At 60.7% G+C, this 20,405-nt stretch carries 19 protein-coding genes; 3 read left to right on the top strand and 16 right to left on the bottom strand.

Annotated features, from left to right (window positions below; genetic code table 11):
• Positions 1-95 precede the first annotated feature (95 nt).
• The 5 genes from D8U61_RS07705 to D8U61_RS07685 are packed head-to-tail and all read right to left on the bottom strand — an operon-like array spanning position 96 to position 4,004.
• Positions 96-731, bottom strand: coding sequence for an SCO family protein (locus D8U61_RS07705; RefSeq protein WP_076564836.1), 636 nt, complete (start codon positions 729-731; stop codon positions 96-98).
• On the bottom strand, positions 728-1,627 hold the full coding sequence (gene cyoE, locus D8U61_RS07700; RefSeq protein ID WP_071173963.1) for a heme o synthase: 900 nt from the start codon (positions 1,625-1,627) through the stop codon (positions 728-730). Before cyoE ends, D8U61_RS07705 begins: the two co-directional genes overlap by 4 nt.
• Positions 1,615-2,694: a COX15/CtaA family protein gene (locus D8U61_RS07695; RefSeq protein WP_130926708.1), complete on the bottom strand. Its 1,080-nt coding sequence runs from the start codon at positions 2,692-2,694 to the stop codon at positions 1,615-1,617. The genes cyoE and D8U61_RS07695 overlap by 13 nt, the downstream gene beginning before the upstream one ends.
• 10 nt (positions 2,695-2,704) lie before the next feature.
• On the bottom strand, positions 2,705-3,298 hold the full coding sequence (locus tag D8U61_RS07690) for a hypothetical protein (RefSeq protein WP_056791251.1): 594 nt from the start codon (positions 3,296-3,298) through the stop codon (positions 2,705-2,707).
• Positions 3,264-4,004, bottom strand: a complete 741-nt coding sequence (locus D8U61_RS07685) for an SURF1 family protein (RefSeq protein ID WP_130926707.1) — start codon at positions 4,002-4,004, stop codon at positions 3,264-3,266. The genes D8U61_RS07690 and D8U61_RS07685 overlap by 35 nt, the downstream gene beginning before the upstream one ends.
• Before the next feature lie 70 nt (positions 4,005-4,074).
• Here D8U61_RS07685 and D8U61_RS07680 point away from each other — a divergent pair, with 70 nt between their 5' ends.
• Positions 4,075-4,278, top strand: a complete 204-nt coding sequence (locus D8U61_RS07680) for a twin transmembrane helix small protein (protein ID WP_016772330.1) — start codon at positions 4,075-4,077, stop codon at positions 4,276-4,278.
• A 9-nt stretch (positions 4,279-4,287) separates the two neighbouring features.
• On the opposite strand, the gene D8U61_RS07675 is transcribed toward D8U61_RS07680, so the two are convergent.
• From D8U61_RS07675 to coxB, 4 genes are all read right to left on the bottom strand, one after another.
• Positions 4,288-5,175 carry a cytochrome c oxidase subunit 3 gene (locus D8U61_RS07675; protein WP_016772329.1) on the bottom strand — a complete coding sequence of 296 codons (888 nt, stop codon included), beginning with the start codon at positions 5,173-5,175 and terminating at the stop codon, positions 4,288-4,290.
• A 25-nt stretch (positions 5,176-5,200) separates the two neighbouring features.
• Positions 5,201-5,752, bottom strand: a complete 552-nt coding sequence (locus D8U61_RS07670; RefSeq protein ID WP_071173968.1) for a cytochrome c oxidase assembly protein — start codon at positions 5,750-5,752, stop codon at positions 5,201-5,203.
• A gap of 135 nt (positions 5,753-5,887) precedes the next feature.
• A complete protein-coding gene (gene ctaD / locus D8U61_RS07665; RefSeq protein ID WP_016772327.1) occupies positions 5,888-7,474 on the bottom strand; it encodes a cytochrome c oxidase subunit I in 1,587 nt (528 codons plus the stop codon).
• 82 nt (positions 7,475-7,556) lie between these two features.
• Positions 7,557-8,684 (bottom strand): cytochrome c oxidase subunit II, encoded by a 1,128-nt coding sequence (gene coxB, locus D8U61_RS07660; protein ID WP_016772326.1) that lies wholly within the window; start codon positions 8,682-8,684, stop codon positions 7,557-7,559.
• 370 nt (positions 8,685-9,054) lie between these two features.
• On the opposite strand from coxB, the gene D8U61_RS07655 reads away from it, so the two are divergent.
• Positions 9,055-9,705, top strand: coding sequence for a hypothetical protein (locus D8U61_RS07655; protein ID WP_016772325.1), 651 nt, complete (start codon positions 9,055-9,057; stop codon positions 9,703-9,705).
• A 136-nt stretch (positions 9,706-9,841) separates the two neighbouring features.
• Here D8U61_RS07655 and D8U61_RS07650 read toward each other — a convergent pair whose 3' ends face one another.
• The 6 genes from D8U61_RS07650 to D8U61_RS07625 form a co-directional block, all read right to left on the bottom strand.
• Positions 9,842-11,368 carry a SulP family inorganic anion transporter gene (locus D8U61_RS07650; protein ID WP_125927300.1) on the bottom strand — a complete coding sequence of 509 codons (1,527 nt, stop codon included), beginning with the start codon at positions 11,366-11,368 and terminating at the stop codon, positions 9,842-9,844.
• A 90-nt stretch (positions 11,369-11,458) separates the two neighbouring features.
• Positions 11,459-12,187, bottom strand: coding sequence for a carbonic anhydrase (locus D8U61_RS07645; protein ID WP_016772323.1), 729 nt, complete (start codon positions 12,185-12,187; stop codon positions 11,459-11,461).
• A 237-nt stretch (positions 12,188-12,424) separates the two neighbouring features.
• Positions 12,425-13,483 carry a PA0069 family radical SAM protein gene (locus D8U61_RS07640; RefSeq protein WP_130926706.1) on the bottom strand — a complete coding sequence of 353 codons (1,059 nt, stop codon included), beginning with the start codon at positions 13,481-13,483 and terminating at the stop codon, positions 12,425-12,427.
• Positions 13,484-13,557: 74 nt separating this feature from the next.
• On the bottom strand, positions 13,558-14,859 hold the full coding sequence (locus D8U61_RS07635; RefSeq protein WP_130926705.1) for a cytochrome c: 1,302 nt from the start codon (positions 14,857-14,859) through the stop codon (positions 13,558-13,560).
• Positions 14,860-14,871: 12 nt separating this feature from the next.
• Positions 14,872-16,656 (bottom strand): GMC family oxidoreductase, encoded by a 1,785-nt coding sequence (locus tag D8U61_RS07630; RefSeq protein ID WP_130926704.1) that lies wholly within the window; start codon positions 16,654-16,656, stop codon positions 14,872-14,874.
• Positions 16,657-16,658: 2 nt separating this feature from the next.
• On the bottom strand, positions 16,659-17,405 hold the full coding sequence (locus D8U61_RS07625) for a gluconate 2-dehydrogenase subunit 3 family protein (RefSeq protein ID WP_130899515.1): 747 nt from the start codon (positions 17,403-17,405) through the stop codon (positions 16,659-16,661).
• Positions 17,406-17,685: 280 nt separating this feature from the next.
• On the opposite strand from D8U61_RS07625, the gene D8U61_RS07620 reads away from it, so the two are divergent.
• On the top strand, positions 17,686-18,333 hold the full coding sequence (locus D8U61_RS07620) for a tyrosine-protein phosphatase (protein WP_073470771.1): 648 nt from the start codon (positions 17,686-17,688) through the stop codon (positions 18,331-18,333).
• 5 nt (positions 18,334-18,338) lie between these two features.
• Here D8U61_RS07620 and D8U61_RS07615 read toward each other — a convergent pair whose 3' ends face one another.
• Complete coding sequence (locus D8U61_RS07615) at positions 18,339-20,363, bottom strand: M3 family metallopeptidase (protein ID WP_130926703.1); 2,025 nt, start codon at positions 20,361-20,363, stop codon at positions 18,339-18,341.
• Positions 20,364-20,405 lie beyond the last annotated feature (42 nt).

Below are 20,405 nucleotides of genomic sequence, written 5' to 3'. Positions count from 1 at the left end.
AATTGCAGGTCGGCGCAATTCGAATAAACACCTCGGTCAGTCCCCTCTCCCTCTGGGAGAGGGTTAGGGTGAGGGGCTTTTTAGCTTTTGAACTGTCACTTGCGCTCAAGCATCGCCGGCAACTGCGCCACCAGCTTGGCATTGTTCAACGGCGCGCGGATAAACCCGCGCTGTGTGCCGTCCGGGCCGATCACGGCGAGATTGCCGCTGTGATCCACGGTGTAATTCGGCTTGCTGGTATCAGCCGGAATGAACGGAATGCTCACCGCGTTCGCCACCTTCTGCAGCTCCTCGATAGATGAAGGCGTCAGGCCAATGAACTGCGGATCGAAGTAGCCCAGGTACTGTTTCAACTGCTTCGGCGTATCGCGGTTGGGGTCAACGCTGACCAGCACGATCTGCAATTTATCCACAGCCTCTTTCGGCAATTCACTCTTGATCTGCCGCAGTTGCGCCAGGGTGGTCGGGCAGATGTCCGGGCAGAAGGTATAACCGAAGAACAACAGACTCCACTTGCCTTTCAACTCGTCGATGGCAACTGGTTTGCCGTCCTGATCGGTCATGGTCACGTCCGGCAGGTTGCGGCTCTGCGGCAGCAGGATAATGCCGGCGTCGATCAGCGCAGTCGGATCGCCCTGGCCTTTGCCGTTCAGCACTTTATTCACGGTAAGTCCGAGGATCAGCGCGATCACGGCGACGAGGATGAAGACGGTTTTCTGGGTTCGGGTCATAGGTTCAACAGTAAGTAGTGGTCTACGAGCAGGGCGATGAACAACAGGAACAAGTAATAAATAGAGTACTTGAAGGTGTTGATCGCCGCGTGCGGCCGAGTGCCACGGTACAGCACCACGGCCCATTGCAGAAACCTCGCGCCCAACGCCAGCGCACAGACCAGATACAGCACGCCGCTCATGTGAATCACGTAGGGCAAGAGGCTCACTGCCAGCAACGCAAAGGTGTACAGCAGAATGTGCACTTTGGTGTAGTGCTCGCCATGGGTCACCGGCAGCATCGGAATGTCGGCCTTGGCGTATTCCTCCTTGCGATGAATCGCCAGCGCCCAGAAGTGCGGCGGGGTCCAGGCGAAGATGATCAGCACCAGCAACAGCGGTTCGGCGCTGACATGGCCGGTGGCGGCGGTCCAGCCCAGCAGCGGCGGCGCGGCACCAGCGAGGCCGCCGATGACGATGTTCTGCGGCGTCGCGCGTTTGAGGAAACCGGTGTAGACCACCGCGTAACCGAGCAGCGAGGCGAGAGTCAGCCAAGCGGTCAGCTGATTGGTGAAGGTCAGCAGCAGCGCCTGGCCGAGCAATGCCAGCACCAAGGCGAAGGTCAGCGCCGCCGCAGGTGAAACCCGGCCTTCGGCCAGCGGCCGTTTGTGCGTGCGCGCCATTACCGCATCAATGCGCCGATCGACCACATGATTGACCGCCGCCGCACCGCCGGCGCACAAGGCAATGCCCAGATTGCCAAACACCAGCACCGTCCACGGCACGCCCGCGCGGGTGGCGAGGAACATGCCGACCAGCGAGGTGATCAGCATCAGCACCACGACTTTCGGTTTGGTCAGCTCCAGATAATCGCGCCACAGCGCTTGCGCTGCACGCTGGCCGATCAGACTCGCCATGGCGTTTCTCCTTTCAATGCGATGGGCGCGACGACAGGTTTGTGCGCACTCAAGCGCCAGCGCGCCAGCACCGGTTGGCTCACCCGCAGCAGGCTGGTGCGCGCGTGATAATTGACCAGCACCAGCGTCAGTAACAGCGCCGCACCGCCGGCGTTATGGGCGACGGCCACTGGCAGCGGTAGATGAAACAGCACGTTGCTGATGCCGAGGGTGATCTGCGCGGCAAGGGCGATCAGCACCAGCCCGGCCAGACGCGTCATGCCCACCACTTTCAACTGCCACGCCAGACCGAGCAGTACGACGGTCACCAGCAAAGCGCCGATGCGGTGTGTCAGATGAATGGCCGTGCGCGCGTCGCTATCGAGTTGTCCACCGAGATAATTCGGGCCGATGTGCTGGGTCAGGTGGAAACCGTTGGCGAAGTCCGCCGCAGGCAGCCATTGGCCATGGCAGGTGGGGAAGTCGATGCAGGCCACCGCTGCGTAGTTGGAACTGACCCAGCCGCCCAAGGCGATCTGGCCGATCACCAGCAGCAGGCCCGCCGTCGCCCAGTATTGCAGGCGCTTGGGTACGGTCAGCGCCGGCAGCACGCCGGACAACCTCAGCGTCAGCAGGAACAGCAGACTCAACGTGGCAAAGCCGCCGAGCAAATGCCCGGTGACCACTTGCGGCCAGAGCTTGAGCGTCACCGTCCACATACCGAACGCCGCTTGGGCGATGACCACCGCCAGCAGAAACAGCGGCAGTTTCACCGGCTGGCCCGGATGGCGCCGGTTTACCCAGGCGCGCCCGGCCAGCACTGAAATCAGCAAACCCAGAGTGCCGGCGAAGTAGCGGTGGATCATCTCGTTCCAGCCCTTGTGCGCCTCCACTGGCGCGTCAGGGAAATGCAGTTCGGCATGGGCCAGTTGCGCCTCGCTTTTCGGCACGCTGATAAAGCCGTAGCAGCCTGGCCAGTCCGGGCAGCCGAGGCCGGCGTGGGTCAGGCGGGTGTAGGCGCCGAGCAGCACGACAATCAGCGCCAGCAGGGTGGCAAACAGCGCGAGGCGAAATCCAGGTTTGGCCATGACGATGCCCTCATCCGATGTTCGACAGTTTCAGCAGATGCCGCAGGTCGTTAAGCAGATCCTTGCCCTTCACATTCGGCTCGTAACGCAGCACCAGATTGCCGTGCGGGTCGACGATCCACAGCTGCGGCACAGCTTTATCGCCGGTGGTCCTGGCGAACACCCCGGCATCCAGCGGATAGCGCTGCAACTGCGGATATTCACGGTCGAGTTTTGCGGCGTAATCAGCGCTCAGTGGTTGCGCGGCGGCGAGGGCGTGGCTGGCGCGCCCGGCTTCGCGGCCGAGGCTGATCTGGATCTGCCGCGCCAGATAAACCAGTTGCTGGCAATCGACGGCACAATCCTTCGGCGCCGTGACCAGAATCTGCCAGCGCTGCTCATCGGCCTGCACGCCGAGGTCGGCGCGGGTCTGGCCGTTGCCGATCAGCTCGCCGTGGTAGCTGCGTCCTTCCGGCACCCAGAACTGCAATTTGTACATGCCGGTGGCGAGCAGCATCGGCCCGACCACGCCAAGCACGATCAGCAACAATTGAATGCGCCCGCGCCGGCGGCTCGGAACGGGTTTGGCCTCAGACATGCTGGGTGGATTCATGGCGCTTCCCATGGCGTTTCTCCTTTGCGTTGTGCCAGCCCAAATAGAGGTAGAGCCCGAGCAACGCCGTGGCCATGGCGAACCATTGCACGGCGTAGCCGAGGTGTTTTTCCGGGCCCATCGCGACTACCGGCCAATCGGTCTGGTAGCTGGCCGGCCCGGGTTCGGCGCGTAATTCGTAGGCGAAGCCGTCGCGCTCCAGGGTTTGCCACAATTTGCCCGGCACGACGGCGGTAATGGTTTGCGGCCAGACATGGCTGACCGGATCGGCGTGCAACTGGAACGTTGCGCCGGGGGCGACATAGACCCAGGCGTCGAGCGTCAGCGCCTCGGCCGGTGTCGTGAATTGCGGCGGCACGCGCCGATCGGGCCATGGCAGCCAGCCGCGATTGACCAGCAGCCAGAGGCCGCTGCGTTGGTCCTGAAACGGTTGCAGCAATTCGACGCCGACCTTGCCGCCACGCTGGCGGTTGTCCAGCAACAGGGTGTGGGCCGGATCGAACTGGCCGTGCAGGCGCACGCGGCGGTAAGCCGGGTCGGCGTTGCCGAGCAGTTCGCTGCTGGCCAGCGGTTCGGCCACGCGACGTTCGGCATGACTGGCCAGCAGCGCGGTTTTCTCCGCACCCCGGCCCAGTTGCCAGAAGCCCAGTGCAACCATCAGCGGCAGCAACAGCGCCACCACGACAGTGGGAATCACGCCCGGGCGAAAGCACTTCATGGGCGCGCCATAAAGTCAGTCATCGCGATCGCTATACTCAAGTGCATCGCCTGTCCCCCGGAGTCTTGCCATGTTCAAAGCAGCGATCGTCCTGATGCTGATTGCCACGGTCGTCAGCCTGTTCAGCGGCCTGTTTTTCCTGGTCAAGGACGACAGCAGCTCCAATCGGCTGGTCATCGCCTTGAGTGTTCGGGTGGCACTGGCCGTGGTCACCGTCGGCCTGATGGCCTGGGGTTTCTACAGCGGCCAGTTGGTGTCCCATGCGCCCTGGTAGCGCCAGCAGTCAGAGGACGTAAACGAAGAAGAACAAGCCGATCCAGACCACGTCGACGAAGTGCCAATACCAGCTCGCCGCTTCGAAACCGAACTGGTGCTCGTTGTCGAAATGGCCTTTCATGATGCGCATCAGCATCACGAACAGGATGATCGTGCCGATGGTCACGTGGGCGCCGTGGAAGCCGGTGAGCATGAAGAATGTCGCGCCGTAGATGCCCGAGCCGAGGGTCAGCCCCAGCTCTTGGTAGGCATGGATGTATTCCTCGGCCTGGAAGCCGAGGAACGCGATGCCCAGCAGTACGGTAATCGCCAGCCACAGTTTCAGTGCGCCGCGATGGCCTTTCTTCAGCGCATGGTGGGCGATGGTGATGGTCACACTGGAGCTGACCAGCAGGATCGTATTGAGCAGCGGCAGGCCCCAAGGGCTGATGACATCCTTGGGCGGTGGGAACAGTTTCGGGTCTGGGTTGTTCAGCAACGGCCAGACGTATTCGAAGTTCGGCCAGAGCATTTCCGACAGGCCCTTGCTGCCTTCGCCGGCCAGCCCCGGTGCCGACACGACGCGGATATAGAACAGTGCGCCGAAGAAGGCGACGAAGAACATCACCTCGGAAAAGATGAACCAGCTCATGCCCCAGCGGAACGAGCGGTCCAGCTGTGGGCTGTACAGCCCCGCGCGACTTTCCTTGATCACCGCACCGAACCAGCCGAACAGCATGTACGCCAGCAGCAGGCCACCGACGAAAAAGATCAATGGGCCGTGGGAATCCGGGCGTGCGGCCTTGAGATCGTTGAACCAGGTGGCGAGGCCGTACACGGTGACGAACATCCCGAGCGTGGCGATGATCGGCCATTTGCTCTGGGCCGGGACGTAATAATGCTCATGAGTTGCCATTTATTGTTCTCCTTATCGGCCACGCTCAACCGCCAGTGTTAACAGCCACCGGCGGATGTCGGGCGGTGATATCGAACAGCGTGTAGGACAGCGTCAGGTGCTTCACTTCCTTGGGCATGTCGCGGTCAACGATGAAACGCACCGGCATTTCGATCTGTTCACCGGGCTGCAGCACCTGCTGGGTAAAACAAAAGCATTCGGTCTTGTGGAAAAACGCCGCCGCGTTGCTCGGCGCGATGCTCGGCACCGCTTGCGCGCTCATCGGTTTGTCGGTGGGATTGCGCGCGATGAACACCATTTCGTTGACCGCGCCGGGGTTGGCGGTCAGCTCGTCGTGTTTCGGGTAAAAGTCCCACGGCATGTCGGCGGTGTTGGTCGAGAGAAACTGCACGCGCACCTGGCGGGAGGTGTCGACCACTTGCTCGCCTGAGTACTGGCTGCCGGTCTTGCCGTTGATGCCGAAGGCTTTGCACATCACGTCGTAGATCGGCACCAAGGCAAAACCGAAGACAAACATCGCCACCACCACCAGCAGCAGGCGGGTGACGAGTTTCTTCAGCGAGATCGAGTCAGCCATGATTCATGTTTCCTCGTGTTCCCTGGTGGCCGGTGAAGCTTTTGTGGAGAGGGGATCTGTGTACATCCACAGGAGATCTGTGAGCATCCACTGGGGATCTGTGCCTCTGCACACATTGCAAAAAACAGCAGGTGTTCATTTCACTTCCGGCGGCGTGGTGAAGGTGTGATACGGCGCTGGCGACGGCACGCTCCACTCCAGCCCTTCGGCACCGTCCCACGGTTTCGCCGGGGCCGGTGCGCCGCCACGGATGGTCTTGATGACGATGAACAGGAAGAAAATCTGCGTGGCGCCGAACATGAATGCGCCGATCGACGAGACCATGTTGAAATCGGCGAACTGCAGGTTGTAGTCCGGAATCCGTCGCGGCATTCCCGCAAGACCGACGAAGTGCATCGGGAAGAAGGTCAGGTTCATGCCGACGAACGACAGCCAGAAGTGCAGCTTGCCGAGGGTTTCGTCGTACATGTGCCCGGTCCACTTTGGCAGCCAGTAATAAGCCGAGGCGAAGATGCCGAAGATCGCCCCCGGTACCAGCACATAGTGGAAATGCGCGACGACAAAGTAGGTGTCCTGATACTGGAAGTCCGCTGGGGCGATCGCCAGCATCAGCCCGGAGAAACCGCCAATCGAGAACAGGATGACGAACGCCACGGCAAACAGCATCGGTGTCTCGAAGGTCATCGAGCCTTGCCACATGGTGCTCGCCCAGTTGAACACTTTCACACCCGTAGGCACGGCGATCAGCATGGTCGCGTACATGAAGAACAGCTCGCCCACCAGCGGGATGCCGACCACGAACATGTGGTGCGCCCAGACGATGAACGACAGGAACGCGATGCTCGCCGTGGCATAGACCATCGAGGTGTAGCCGAACAGCGGCTTGCGCGCGAAGGTCGGGATGATCTGGCTGACCGCGCCGAACGCCGGCAGGATCATGATGTACACCTCGGGGTGGCCGAAGAACCAGAACACATGCTGGAACAGCACCGGGTCACCGCCGCCGGCAGCACTGAAGAAACTGGTGCCGAAGTGAATATCCATGAGCATCATCGTCACGCAGCCGGCCAGCACCGGCATCACTGCGATCAGCAGAAACGCGGTGATCAGCCAGGTCCAGACGAACAGTGGCATTTTCATCAGGGTCATGCCGGGCGCGCGCAGGTTGAGGATGGTCGCGACTACGTTGATCGCGCCCATGATCGAACTGATGCCCATCAAGTGGATGGCGAAGATGAAGAACGTCACGCTTTCCGGCGCGTAGGTCGTCGACAGCGGCGCATAAAAGGTCCAGCCGAAATTTGGCCCGCCACCCGGGGTGAACAGCGTCGAGACCAGCAGCAGAAACGCCGCCGGCAACAGCCAGAAGCTGAAGTTGTTCATCCGTGGCAGGGCCATGTCCGGCGCGCCGACCATCAGCGGAATCATCCAGTTGGCGAGGCCGACGAATGCCGGCATCACCGCGCCGAACACCATGACCAGACCGTGCATGGTGGTCATCTGGTTGAAGAATTCCGGCTGCACGATCTGCAGGCCGGGCTGGAACAGCTCGGCGCGAATGACCATGGCGAACGAGCCGCCGAGCAGGAACATGCAGAAGGCAAACCACAGGTACAGCGTGCCGATGTCCTTGTGGTTGGTGGTCAGCACCCAGCGCATCAGGCCTTTGGCGGGGCCGTGGGCGTGGTCGGCGTGACCGTGGTCATCGATGACAGCGCTCATGGCCGGTCTCCTTCACGAAAGTGGACGGGGCGGGCCGGAGCGCGCTGCCCCGACCGGTTCACTGAATACGCAATTGACCGGCTCATTTGCTTTCCGCCTGTTTCAGCTCCAGCACTTCTTTTGGCGTGACCATGTCGCCCTTGTTGTTGCCCCAGGCGTTACGTTCGTAAGTCACGACCGCTGCGATATCGACTTCTGACAGCTGTTTGCCGAACGCCGCCATGGCGGTACCGGGTTTGCCGTGGTAGACGATGCTCAGGTGATCCTTGATCGGCCCGGTGGCGATTTTCGAGCCCTTGAGCGCCGGGAACATCGGCGGCAGGCCCTGGCCTTCAGCCTGGTGACAGGCCACGCAAGTGGTGTGATAAACCTTGTCGCCGCGCTCCTTGAGTTCGTCGAGGGTCCATTCTTTGCTGGTCAGTTCTTTAAGTTGCGCGGCCTCGGCCTTGCGCTCGGCGAGCCATTTTTCGTAGTCGGCCTGCTCCTTGACCTCGACCACGATCGGCATGAAGCCGTGGTCCTTGCCGCACAATTCGGCGCACTGGCCACGGTAGAGGCCGGGTTTGTCGATGCGCGTCCAGGCTTCGTTGACGAACCCGGGAATCGCATCGCGCTTGACCGCAAACGCCGGCACCCACCAGGAGTGAATGACGTCAGCCGAGGTCACCAGAAAGCGCACCTTGGCGCCGATCGGCAGCACCAGCGGCTTGTCGACTTCGAGCAAGTAATGCTCGCCCTTGGCTTCCTTGTTGTGAATCTGTTCGGCGGGGGTGGCCAGATTGCTGAAGAACTCGACGTCTTGGCCCAGGTATTTGTAGTGCCACTTCCACTGATAACCGGTGATCTGGATATCGATGTCCGGCTCGCTGGTGTCGTACATCTTGATCAGCGTCGCGGTGGCGGGGACGGCCATGGCCACCAGGATCAGCAGCGGCACGATGGTCCACATGATCTCGACGCCGGTGCTTTCGTGGAATTTGGCCGCGACCTGGCCGGTAGAGCGGCGGTGCACCATCATCGACCAGAACATGGCGCCGAAGACGATGATCCCGATCACCACACAGATCCAGAAAATGGTCATGTGCAGGTCGAATACTGCGTGACTGATTTCAGTCGCTCCAGGCGCCATATTCACAGTCCATGCCGCGTTGGCCGGGCTGAAAATCGACCACAACAGGAGGCCCATCCAGACATGTGGATGTCGCATCATTGCGGGTTCCCCTTATCGTTCTTGTTATCCCGCCGGCGTATCGCCTGCGGCAAGGGAGCGGCTGCATCAGACTACGAACTTGAATCGCCGGGCCTTGCTGCGGGTGCAGTCGGGCGTCATCAGCTAACTCCATTCATTGGCGAGTATAGACAGCGCCCGGGAATTGCAACCCGGGCACGTAAATGAGCTGAAACACCCGGCGCTTGCGTTCAAGTGCCCGAATGGAGAAGGATGCAGACGAGTGGTGGCGAATGGATATAACGCAGCTGCATCAAGGATGAAATAATTATGACAAATGCGTCTTAGCGTTTTTCGTAAGCCAGCTAAGTTATGTCTTCCCTATTTCATTGCCTTGTTTCCTGGAGTTTTCATGAACACCGCCGCATTGCGCGAGCAGATCCAAAAAGCCCAACAGCACGAAAAAGACACCGGCCTGCTGACCCGTCAGCTGGAAAGCAAGCTGCCTCACCTGCACCCGGCGATCCAGTTGCCGGAAGCCGACGCCCAGGGCGTGCTGACGCGTTTTGTCGCCGCCTACATCGATGAAGTACCGGACCTGCTGGATGCAGCCAATGAAGTCGCCAGGGAAGCGGGAATCGAATCGCAGATCAAACCGGTGCTGAAAATCGCCGAGCAGTATTTCCTCCAGCCGCCGGCGATAATGGCCGGGCATGTCGGCCTGGACAGTCTGCTCGACGAGGCCTATCTGGCGCACCGCTTTGTCGAAGAGGTCAACGACCTGTACATCAAGCATTTCGGCCAGCCATTGATCCCCTTGGACATGACGGTCGCCAACCTGATTGCTCACCAATTGATCGGTGAGGAATTCGCCAACCAACTGGACGAAGCGGTGCATCACGCGATCGACGAGATGCTCAACGAAGAGAGTTTTGCTTTGGAGTCGGTAGAAGCCTACCGCGAAAAACTCAGCAGTCCGGACACTGGCGCGGCGTGGAAACGCTGGCCGTGCATGGGCCGCCGGTTGGGTGTGGGTCTGGAACTCGACCAGCCTGCTGCATAACCCTCATACACCCTAGATGCAATGTGGGAGCGAGCCTGCTCGCGAATGCGGTCGATCATTCAACATCTCTGTTGGCTGATACACCGCTTTCGCGAGCAGGCTCGCTCCCACAGGGTTTGCGTTTTGAGGTCGAGTTCTAACCCGCCGCACCAATCCCGGTATTGGTCCGCACGCGGCCTTCCAGCCTGCGCTTCAACCCACGCGACTCGATCAACAGCTTCGACCCCTTCGCCGCATTCGCCCGGCCCCATTCCTCAAGCAACTCCAGACACGAATGGTCGATGTAGCTGAGGTTGTTCAGCGGCACATGCACCGTCGTGCCGTGGGGAATGCTGCCCAGCACTTGAGTCAGCGCCGGCACTTTGAGGAACGTCGCTGCACCAACCAGACGCAGTTCCATCTCGCCGTCCTGCGGCAAGTCGATCAGGCTGATCTTCAGGCGCGAAGCCTTGAATGCCAGCTTCAACATCGTCAGACCGAAGCCGATCAGCACACCGGTGAGCAGGTCAGTAAAGATGATCGCCAACGCTGTAGCGGCGTAGGTGAACATTGGCATCCGCCCGTACCGACCCAGACCACGGAAAGCTTTCAGGTCGACCAGTTTGAAGCCGGTATACACCAGCACCCCCGCCAGGCTTGCCACCGGGATGCTTTGCAGCACGCTCGACAGCAACAGCACGAATGCCAGCAGCCACAGGCCATGGAAAATCGTCGAGTAGCGTGTGGTCGCACCAGCCTGAACGTTGGCCGAACTGCGCACGATCACCCCGGTCATCGGCAGCGCGCCGACCAGACCGCAGAGCATGTTGCCGACACCTTGCGCCGACAGTTCACGGTCGAAGTCCGAACGCACGCCGCTGTGCATGCGGTCCACCGCTGCCGCCGACAATAGCGTTTCGGCACTGGCGATAAACGCCACGGCGAACGCGGCGATCAGCAGCGTCGGGTCAGCCAGATTCATCAGGTCGGCTGGCTTGAGCCAATCGATCGCTTCGGCCAGATTCGCCGGTACCTCGACGCGTTTGACCTGCAACGCCAGCATCAGGCTCGCCACCGTCGCCAGACCCACCCCGAGCAATGCGCCGGGAATGAAGCGCAGCGAATGCGGGCGGAATTTTTCCCACAGCCACATTACCGCAATCGTCGACAAGCCGAGCAGACCCGCCTGCCAGCCGAACGACGGCAAGGCTTGCGCTACGGCCGCCGGGAACGCCGTGAGGTTGTCGAGCCCGGAAGGCTGCGGCTTGGCATCGAGCATCACATGGATTTGCGAGAGCACAATCAACACGCCAATGCCCGCGAGCATGCCGTAGACCACCGCTGGCGCCGTGACGCGAAACCAGCAGCCAAGCTTCAGTCGCCCGGCGACCAGTTGCAGAAAACCGGCGAGCAGCAGGATCGGCCCGAGCATCTCGATGCCATGCTGGCGCACCAGCTCGAAAACCAGCACCGCCAGACCCGCTGCCGGACCGCTGACCTGCAACGGCGACCCCGCCAGCCAACCGACCACCAGACCGCCGATGATGCCGGTGATCAGACCTTTTGCCGGCGGCAGCCCTGAGGCAATCGCGATGCCCATGCACAGCGGCAGGGCGACCAGAAACACAACCACGGAGGCGAGCAGCTCCCGTGGCAACACAGCTTTCAATTGAGCCGCACGCATGGCGATTCTCCCGAAGTTTTCTTCAGGCGTGGCGAGGCCGGGCCGCTGAATCAGCGGCCGGCGTCATACCACACAGATTGTTGGGAAGATTTAGAAGCGCGCTTTGGGCGTCGCCACAGGAATCGGATGGCTGCCGTCGAGAGGCAGGAAACGACCCTGGTCCGCGTCGTAAGCTTTGATTTCGCTGGTTTCGATGTTGTAGACCCAGCCATGGATGAACAGATGACCGTTCGCCATGCGCGAGGCTACCGAAGGATGGGTACGCAAGTGCTGCAGTTGGGCGATGACGTTTTCCTCGGTGAGGATCGGCATGCTGTCTTTTTCGTCGGTGCAGTTGCAGTTGTCGTGCACCATGGTTTTCGCGACTTCAGCGTGGCGCAGCCAGGCTTTGACCGTCGGCATTTTTTCCAGGCTGTCGGGGTTGAGTACCGCGCGCATGGCGCCGCAATCGGAGTGGCCGCAAATGATGATGTGTTGCACGCCCAGCGCCAGTACCGCGTATTCGATCGCGGTGGAGACGCCGCCGTTCATCTGACCGTAGGGCGGCACTACGTTGCCGACGTTACGGGTAACGAACAGATCGCCCGGTGAGCTCTGGGTGATCAGCTCGGGAACGATGCGCGAGTCGGCGCAGGTGATGAACATCGCCTTGGGCGCCTGAGCGGTGGCGAGCTTCTTGAACAGTTCTTCCTGCTGCGGAAAAACGTCATGGTGAAAGCGTAAAAAGCCATCAACGATCTGTCGCAGTGCTGCATCGGCGGATTGTGCTTCAGGGCTTTGCGCCGAGGCAGCCAACGACTGTTTATCCTTGTCACTCATGATTCATCCTCTTGTGCGGATTCAGGGAGTCTTCCCCGGTATTCCGGTATGAAGCCAGTGGCTGTTTAAACCATCCGGGTCATCCCGACCCGTCAGTCACTCGATGAACAAGGTAGCCGCCGAAACTTAACTGAAACTGAATCAAACGCTCTAGAACGTGTGTTCCAGGTCACAAAAAACGTGACCGGCGTGTTTCGGCGGAAGGATTCCAACCCGTCAACCCAAAGCCAATTGTCGCTAAATCAACGACATCTGGCGACCCGGCGGACAGAAGGCCGAGCAGTCGAGGTTATAGCCCTCGCGTTTGTTCAGGCCAAGCTTTTTGATGGCCTTGGCAAATCTTTGTGCGAGCAGGTCGGCAAACGGTCCTTCGCCGCGCATCCGCGCACCGAAACGGCTGTCGTAGAGTTCGCCGCCGCGACTCTGGCGGATCAGGCTCAGCACATGGGCGGCACGTTGTGGATAGTGCGCCTGCAACCACTCCTCAAACAGCGGCGCGACTTCCAGCGGCAGGCGCAGCATCATGTAGGCGGCGCTTTGCGCACCGGCGGTGTGGGCCTCGGTGAGCAGGCTTTCGATTTCGCTGTCATTGATCATCGGAATCATCGGCGAACACAGCACGCCGACCGGAATGCCTGCTTCACGCATGACCCGGATCGCGCGCAGGCGTGCCTTGGGCGCAGCGGCGCGGGGTTCGAGGATGCGTTTGAGTTCATCATCCAGCGTGGTCAAGCTGATCATCACCGTTACCAGCCGTTGCTGCGCCAACTCGGTCAGCAAATCGAGATCGCGCAGAATCAGCGAACCTTTGGTGACGATGGTCACCGGATGTCGGTATCGCAGCAGCACTTCCAGGGTCTGACGGGTGATCTTGTGTTCGCGCTCGATGGGCTGATACGGGTCGGTATTGGAGCCGAGATTGATCGGCGCACATTGATAGCCGGGTTTGCTCAGCTGTTCCTCAAGGACCTGGGCGGCATTGGTCTTGGCAATCAGCCGGGTTTCGAAATCCAGGCCCGGTGACATGTCCCAATAGGCGTGGCTGGGCCGTGCATAGCAATAGATGCAGCCGTGTTCGCAGCCGCGATAGGGATTTACCGAACGGTCGAAGGGCAGATCCGGCGAGGTGTTGCGGCTGATGATCGATTTGGCCTTCTCGATGATCACTTCGGTGTTTTGCGTCTCTGGCACTTCCTGATACCAGCCATCGTCCTCGGCCACCGAACGACTCGGCGCAAAGCGGTTGTGCGGGTTGGTTGCGGTGCCGCGACCGCGAGGTGGCAATGGAATAGACATGAAAACGCCCCGATACTGTATATGCGCACAGTATCGAGGCGATCCTCATCTGGCTAGTGCCGCCGGGCGAGTGGTCAGTTGTGTTGCGTCACTTGGCCCAGATCGTCACCGGAGGTCTGCTTCATATCCTCCGTACGCAACTCGGCAACATCGGCAGCTTTCACTGGCGCACCCTTGTTGCCCCAGCTGCCACGAATGAAACTCACCACATCCGCGACTTCCTGATCCGACAGGCGCCAAGCGAAACCGGGCATGGTGAAGGTCGATGGCGCGGTGTGCGTTGCCGGTAAAGTCCCGCCCTTGAGCACGATATGAATCAGCGAGGTCGGGTCATCCGTCTGCAGCACCGGATTGCCCGCCAGCGCCGGGAACACCCGGGTGTAGCCATGACCATCGGTACGGTGGCAGGCCGCGCAGTTGTCGATGTACACCGACGCGCCGCGTTGGCTGTCGTCACCGTTCCACAGCGCTTTGGCTACTTTCTGGTCGTACTGATGCGGCTGATCCGCCGGGTCATTGGCCGGCAGTGATTTGAGATAGCGGGCAATCGCGGTGAGGTCGGCGTCGCTCATGTATTGCATGCTGTGGGTGACCACATCACTCATGCCGCCGAATACTGCGCTGCGATCACTGCGCCCGGTCTTGAGAAACTGCACCAGTTGTTCTTCGCTCCAGCTGCCGAGGCCATCCTTGTGATCGCCGCGCAGGCTCTTGGCGATCCAGCCTTCCAGCGGCGCACTGCCGGCGAGGAATTCGCTGCCGTCCGCCGCGCTCAGGGATTTTTCCTGCATGGTCAGGGCGCGCGGGGTGTGACAGGCGCCGCAGTGGCCGAGGCCTTCGACCAGGTATGCGCCACGATCGATCACCGGATCGGCCGATGTGGCCTGGTAATCCTCGACCTTCGGTGCGAACAGCCAGCGCCAGCCCATCAGCGGCCAGCGCATGCTCAACGGCCACGGAATGTCGCTGGCCTTGTTCTCCTGCGCCACCGGTTCGACGCCGTGCATGAAGTAGGCGTACAGCGCTTGCATGTCGGCCTGGTTGACCCGCGCGTAGGACGGGTAAGGCATCGCCGGGTACAACGTGCTGCCGTTTTTGGCCACACCGTGGCGCACGGCCTGGTCGAAGTCCTCGAAGCTGTAATCGCGCAAGCCGGTTTTATCCGGGGTGATGTTGGTCGAGTAGATCGTGCCGATCGGTGTTTCCATCGGCAGCCCGCCGGCGAACGGCTTGCCGCCCTTGGCGGTGTGACAGGCCACGCAGTCACCGGCGCGGGCGAGGTATTCACCTTGTTTGATCAGATTTTGATCAACATCGGCCGCATAAATTGCAGTGCTGCCGAGCAGGGCGAGGGTGGCGATAACGAAAGTTTTCATGGTCATCGCTCCTTAAGCCTGCACCAGCGGGCCGGGGTTTTTCAGGTATTGCTCGCGGATCGCTTTCGCCGACCAGTAGGTCAGCGCCGCCACCAGTCCGGTCGGGTTGTAGCCCAGGCCCTGCGGGAACGCCGAGGCGCCCGGGACGAACACGTTGTGCACGTCCCAGCTCTGCAAATAGCGGTTCAGCGCGCTGGTCTTCGGATCGGTACCCATGATTGCGCCACCGTTGAGGTGGGTGGTCTGGTACGAGGCGGTGTTGAAGTGGTCGCCGACCTGCTTGCCGATCACCGCAATGGCTTTCGGGCCCATGGCTTGGGCGATCTTGCCCATTTTCTCGACCATGAAGCGGTTCATCTTGATGTCGTTTTCCTGCCAGTCGAAGGTCATGCGCAGCAGCGGCAGGCCGTAGGCATCGCGGTACACCGGATCGAGATCGAGGTAGTTGCCACGGTAGGACTGGTGCGCGCCGTGGGCGTCCATCGACACCTGGTGGGTGTAGTAATCGGCGGTGGCGCGTTTCCACGCGCTGCCCCAGGCCGGCGTGCCCGGCGGGTTCGAGGTGCCGGCAATCGGTCGACTGCCAGCCTGGTTGACCCACATCGGCGAACCACCGACAAAGCCGTGCGGGCCGTGATCGAAGTTATCGGCGTTGAAGTCGTCCACCGCCACGCCGTTGCCGCCAGCGCCGATGAAGTTGTTGGTGTGGGTGTCCTTGTCGAAGAAGGCCTTGATGGTGGCCATGTTCTGGTAGGCGAAGTTACGCCCGACCACGCCTTCGCCGCTGATCGGGTCGTAGGGTTTGCCGATCCCGGAGAGCAGCATCAGACGCACGTTGTGCAGCTGGAACGCGCCGAGGATCACCAGGTCCGCCGGCTGCTCGATCTCGCGGCCCTGGCCGTCGATGTAGGTGACACCGGTGGCTTTGGACTTGCTGCTGTCGAGGTTGACCCGCAGTACATGGGAGTTGGGCCGCAGTTCGAAATTCGGCAGGGGCTTGAGCGCCGGCAGAATGTTCACGTTCGGCGAGGCCTTGGAATACATGTAGCAGACGTAGCCGCTGCAGAATCCGCAGAAATTGCACGGCCCCATCTGTGCGCCGTAGGGATTGGTGTACGGCCCAGAGGTATTTGCCGAAGGCAGGTTGTAGGGTTTGTAACCGACTTCTGTAGCCGCTTTGCCGAACAGCTGTGCGGATACGGTGTTCTTCTGCGCTTCCAACGGAAATGGATTGGAGCGATCCGCCGCGTATGGGTTGCCGCCCTTGCCCTGACCGACCAGTTGGCCTTTCACCGTCCAGGCCTGGCCGGAGGTGCCGAAGACTTTTTCCGCGAAGTCAAAAAACGGTTCCAGCTCTTCATAGCTGACGCCGAAATCCTGGATGGTCATGTCCTTGGGGATGAAGCTTTTGCCGTAGCGTTCTTCATAGTGGCTGCGCATGCGCAACTCGATCGGGTCGACGCGAAAGTGCACGCCCGACCAGTGCAGACCGGCGCCGCCGGCGCCATTCCCCGGCAGGAACGCGCCCAACTGGCGGTTGGGCAGGGCGATGTCGTTGACGCTGTGGCGAATGGTCACCGTCTCTTTGGAGATGTCCTGAAAGAGTTTCTTGCGCACGCTGTAGGTGAGTTCGTCGATCACCTGCGGATAGTTGCCGTCGGGGTAAGTGTCCTGCATCGGCCCACGCTCCAGCGCCAGCACGTTGAGGCCCGCCTCGGTGAGTTCCTTGGCCATGATCGCCCCCGTCCAGCCGAAACCGACGATGACTGCATCAACCTTCTTCATTACCGTTGCCATGCTTACGCCCTCTCGCCGCGAATCGACACTGCCGGGAAGGGGTATTGCTCGTTGCGTTCCACCCAATCCATGAAATCGGCGCGGGCGCCGGGGAAACCGATCATCGTCCAGCCGACCATGCCTTTATTGCCACCGTGGATCGGGTCGCAGAAGAAACCTTCCTTGGTGTTTTGCAGCAGCAGATTGAAGAAAATCTTCGCCGGCACCGCATCGAACTGCGGCTTGCCGGCTTCGAGTTGCTTGAGCAAATCGTCTCGGGTAGCGCTGTCTTGCTCGGCAAATGTTTTACCGCTGAGACCTTTTACCCACTGATCCGTGGCGGCGATGCCGAGGCGATAGATGTCTTTGGGTACCAGTTTGCTCTGCCAGCCCATCTCCGGCGCAGCGTCGGCATTGAATGGGCCTTGCATGTACCACAGGGCACCGGCGGCGTACGGGGTGTTCATCTGCCGGTCGATGTATTCCGGCACGCCGGCTTCAAGCGCGCCCGGGCCCTGCGCATCGTTGGGGATCAACTGGGCGACGGCAGCGTTGATGAACGCCCATTCTTCGGCGGTGAAAAAGCTCGGCTGATACTCACCGGCGCCAGCCGCGGCCGGTTTTGCTGCGGCAGGCGCCGGTGTGCTTTCAGGTGCGGCTTGCAGCACGCTGCTGCCCAGGCCGGTACCGGCAAGTGTGACCACCGGAATCAGGGTCAGGGATTTGCGCAAGAACTCACGCCGCGGGTTGTCTCGATCTTGATCAGACATGGGGGGCACCTCATCAGGCATAGAAGTCAGCCGCTTCTGCGAGCAGCTCGAGGAATTTTGCGTCGCGATGACGAGGGGCTGTCCCGAAAAAGGGCGCCACGTCTGCAACATCATGTGACAAATGGTAGCAGGCTAAGCATCAAGAAAAACCGTTTTCCTGGAAAAAAGCCCGGCGAAGCGACGATTCACGTTTCTTTGACGACCGGCTCACGGCGCGTTGACCGCTCAAAAGCGAAGCTGCAATTCCTTCAATGAAGATTGCCGAAACGGTCAGCCCAGCATGTCTCGAGTGCGCTTTTTCCCCGCGTTATGTTTTTCGCTTGTTGCCCTGTTGCATGGCATTGCAGCCCGGGCGGCCGACGCCACGGCATCTCGCCCGGCCGAGTGGGCACAGCCGGTTGAGGCGCAGTTCAACCTGTTCCGCATGTCACCGACGCTGTATCGCAGCGCCTTGCCCAGCCGCAGCGCGGTGCCGCTGTTGAACGATCTGCATGTCGTCACCGTAATCAACTTCCTGCCTGATGCTGATAGCGATTGGCTCTCCGCGCCGGGCATCAAGCAAGTGCAACTGCCGTATCGCACCAATCACGTCGACGACAGCGATGTGCTCAAGGCTCTGCGCGCGATTCAGTCCGCCGAAGCCGACGGCCCGGTGCTCATGCACTGCAAGCACGGTTCTGACCGCACCGGTCTGATGGCGGCGATGTACCGCGTGGTGGTGCAGGGCTGGAGCAAAGAGCAGGCGCTCAAGGAAATGACCGAGGGCGGTTTTGGTGACAGTCAGCATTTCCACGACAGCGTGCGCTACGTGATGCAGGCCGATGTCGATCGGTTGCACGAAGCCCTGATCAATGGCGAATGCAGCACCAGTGCATTCGCCATGTGTTCGATGAAGAGCTGGTTCGACTCGGCGCACGTCCAGCGTTGATCAGCTCAATCGGCTGGTGCAGGAAACAGCGCGCTGTCGATCGGTTTACCCAAGAACGCTTGCAGCGCGGCGGGGAGTGACTGTCTGTCTCCCGACAGCAGGTGCTTGCGCAGGTCCCGGCCCGTCTGTTCATTGAACAGACCTTCACGTTCGAAGCGTTTGAACGCCTCGCTCGCCAGCACACCCGACCATTTGTAGGCGTAAAGCGAAGCCTCGTAACCGGTGACCAGATAATCGCAGCTGTTGGCGAAGCGGCAGTAGGCTGGAATATGCAGGCCCGGGAATGCGCTTTGCACATCCGCCATCACTTGTTGAACAGTGCGACCGTCGCCGTGACTGCGATGCAGTTCGAAGTCGAACAGCGCGCTCAGCAGCAGCATCGCCGTCTCTCGGCTGCGCTGGATGTCGGTGGTGGAAAACGCGGCGTCGGCCTGCGTTTGCGACAGGCGCTCACCGCTCTGATGATGCGTACCCAGCCAGCGCAGGAATTGCCCGGATAGCGCCCATTTCTCGAACAGCTGCCCGACAAACTCGGCAGCGTCGCGGCTCAGTTGCGAAATGCCGGAAAGATTGTAGTGCGGCGAATGTGTCAGCACGTGATGCAGGCAATGGCCGAATTCGTGCAGCAGCACGCGCAGATCCTGATGTGCCAGCAGATTCAGCCCGTCGGCGGCGGCCGTGTAATTGCATTGAAGCGAGGCTATCGGCAGTGATGGCCGGCCTTCCGCATTGATCCGTCGGTTGCGCAGTACACCTGTCCAGGCGTAGTCGGCGCCAGCGGCGCGGTGGAACGGGTCGATGTAGATGAAGCCGACCGCTTGCTCATGCTCGCTGACTTCGAACAGGCGCACGTTTTCGTTGAAAGTCTCCAGGCGAATGTTTTCGCTGATCCTGATGCCGAACATGTGCTCACTGAAGCGGCACAGGCTCTGCAGTATGGCGTCCAGCGGAAAAAACAGGCGCAGGTCCTGCTCCTCGCCGCCCAACTGTTTCAAGCGCAATTGCTCGGCGAGGAAGTCGTGATCCCACGCTTCTATCTGATCAATACCGTACTGGCGTGCAGAGGCTTGCAGGTCATCGGTTTCGCGCGCAAGCGCCGCTGCGTTGAGGGCGATCTGCTGCTGCAGAAAACGGCGGACCTGGTCAGTATCCACGGCCATGCGGTCGAGCAGTCGCAGTTGAGCGAAATTGTCGAAACCCAACAGACGGGCTTTGGCATGACGCGCCGCCAGCAGCTTGTGCAGCACCGGTCCGTTGTCGAAGCGGCCGGCGTATGGCCCCTGATCCGAAGCGCGGGTGCACCAGGCTTTGAAACACTCTTCACGTAAACCGCGGTGCCGCGCCCGCTTCATGACCTGATCGTAAGTGTTCTGATCGAGTGTCAGCCGCCACCCGGACAGCCCGGCATTCTTGGCATTGGCGGCCAGATGCGCCTGCGTTTCGGCCGGCAGTCCTGCCAACAGCGCTGCATCGTCGATGTCCTTGCTCCATGCAGCGTTGACCGATCTGAGATTGCTCATGAAGCGCTTTTCCAGCAGATCGATTTCGCCGTTCAATCGCGTCAGATCCGTGCGCTGCGCACTCGACAATTCGCTGCCGGCCAGGTGAAACCTGCGCAGGATTTTCGCCAGCGAGGCTTTGCGTGCATCACTGAAGCTGGCGGCTATGGAGCTCTGTGCCAATCGTTGATAAACCTGGAGCAACTGTCGATTGCCGGCCTTCGCAGCCTTGTAATGCTGTGCAGCGTGGGTGCTGAGCGCTTCCTGCGCCAACCACTCGGGATCATCGGCATGTCTGACCGAAAGGAATTCGATAATCGCCATGGTTTCATTCAGGCGTGCATCGGCTTCATCAATGGCAATGACCACGTCGTCCCAGTTGGGATGATCGACTTGAGTGGCGATGACGTTTTCAATAACCAGCAGGTTGTCGGCAACGATGCGCTCGACTGCCGGCAGCAGATGTTCGGCGCGTATCGCCGACCAGGGCGGCAACTGCCATTGTTGCAGGAGTGGGTTGGTGTCAGGCATGGCGTCTTCCGTGAGAGAGGGCTGGATTGACCAGCCTAATCA

Origin of the sequence: Pseudomonas sp. Sample_14 (assembly GCF_004307515.1) — a bacterium.
GTDB lineage: Bacteria > Pseudomonadota > Gammaproteobacteria > Pseudomonadales > Pseudomonadaceae > Aquipseudomonas > Aquipseudomonas atacamensis.
The sequence above is the reverse complement of the archived record's forward strand: the minus strand, read 5'-3'. Positions and strand labels throughout refer to the sequence as shown.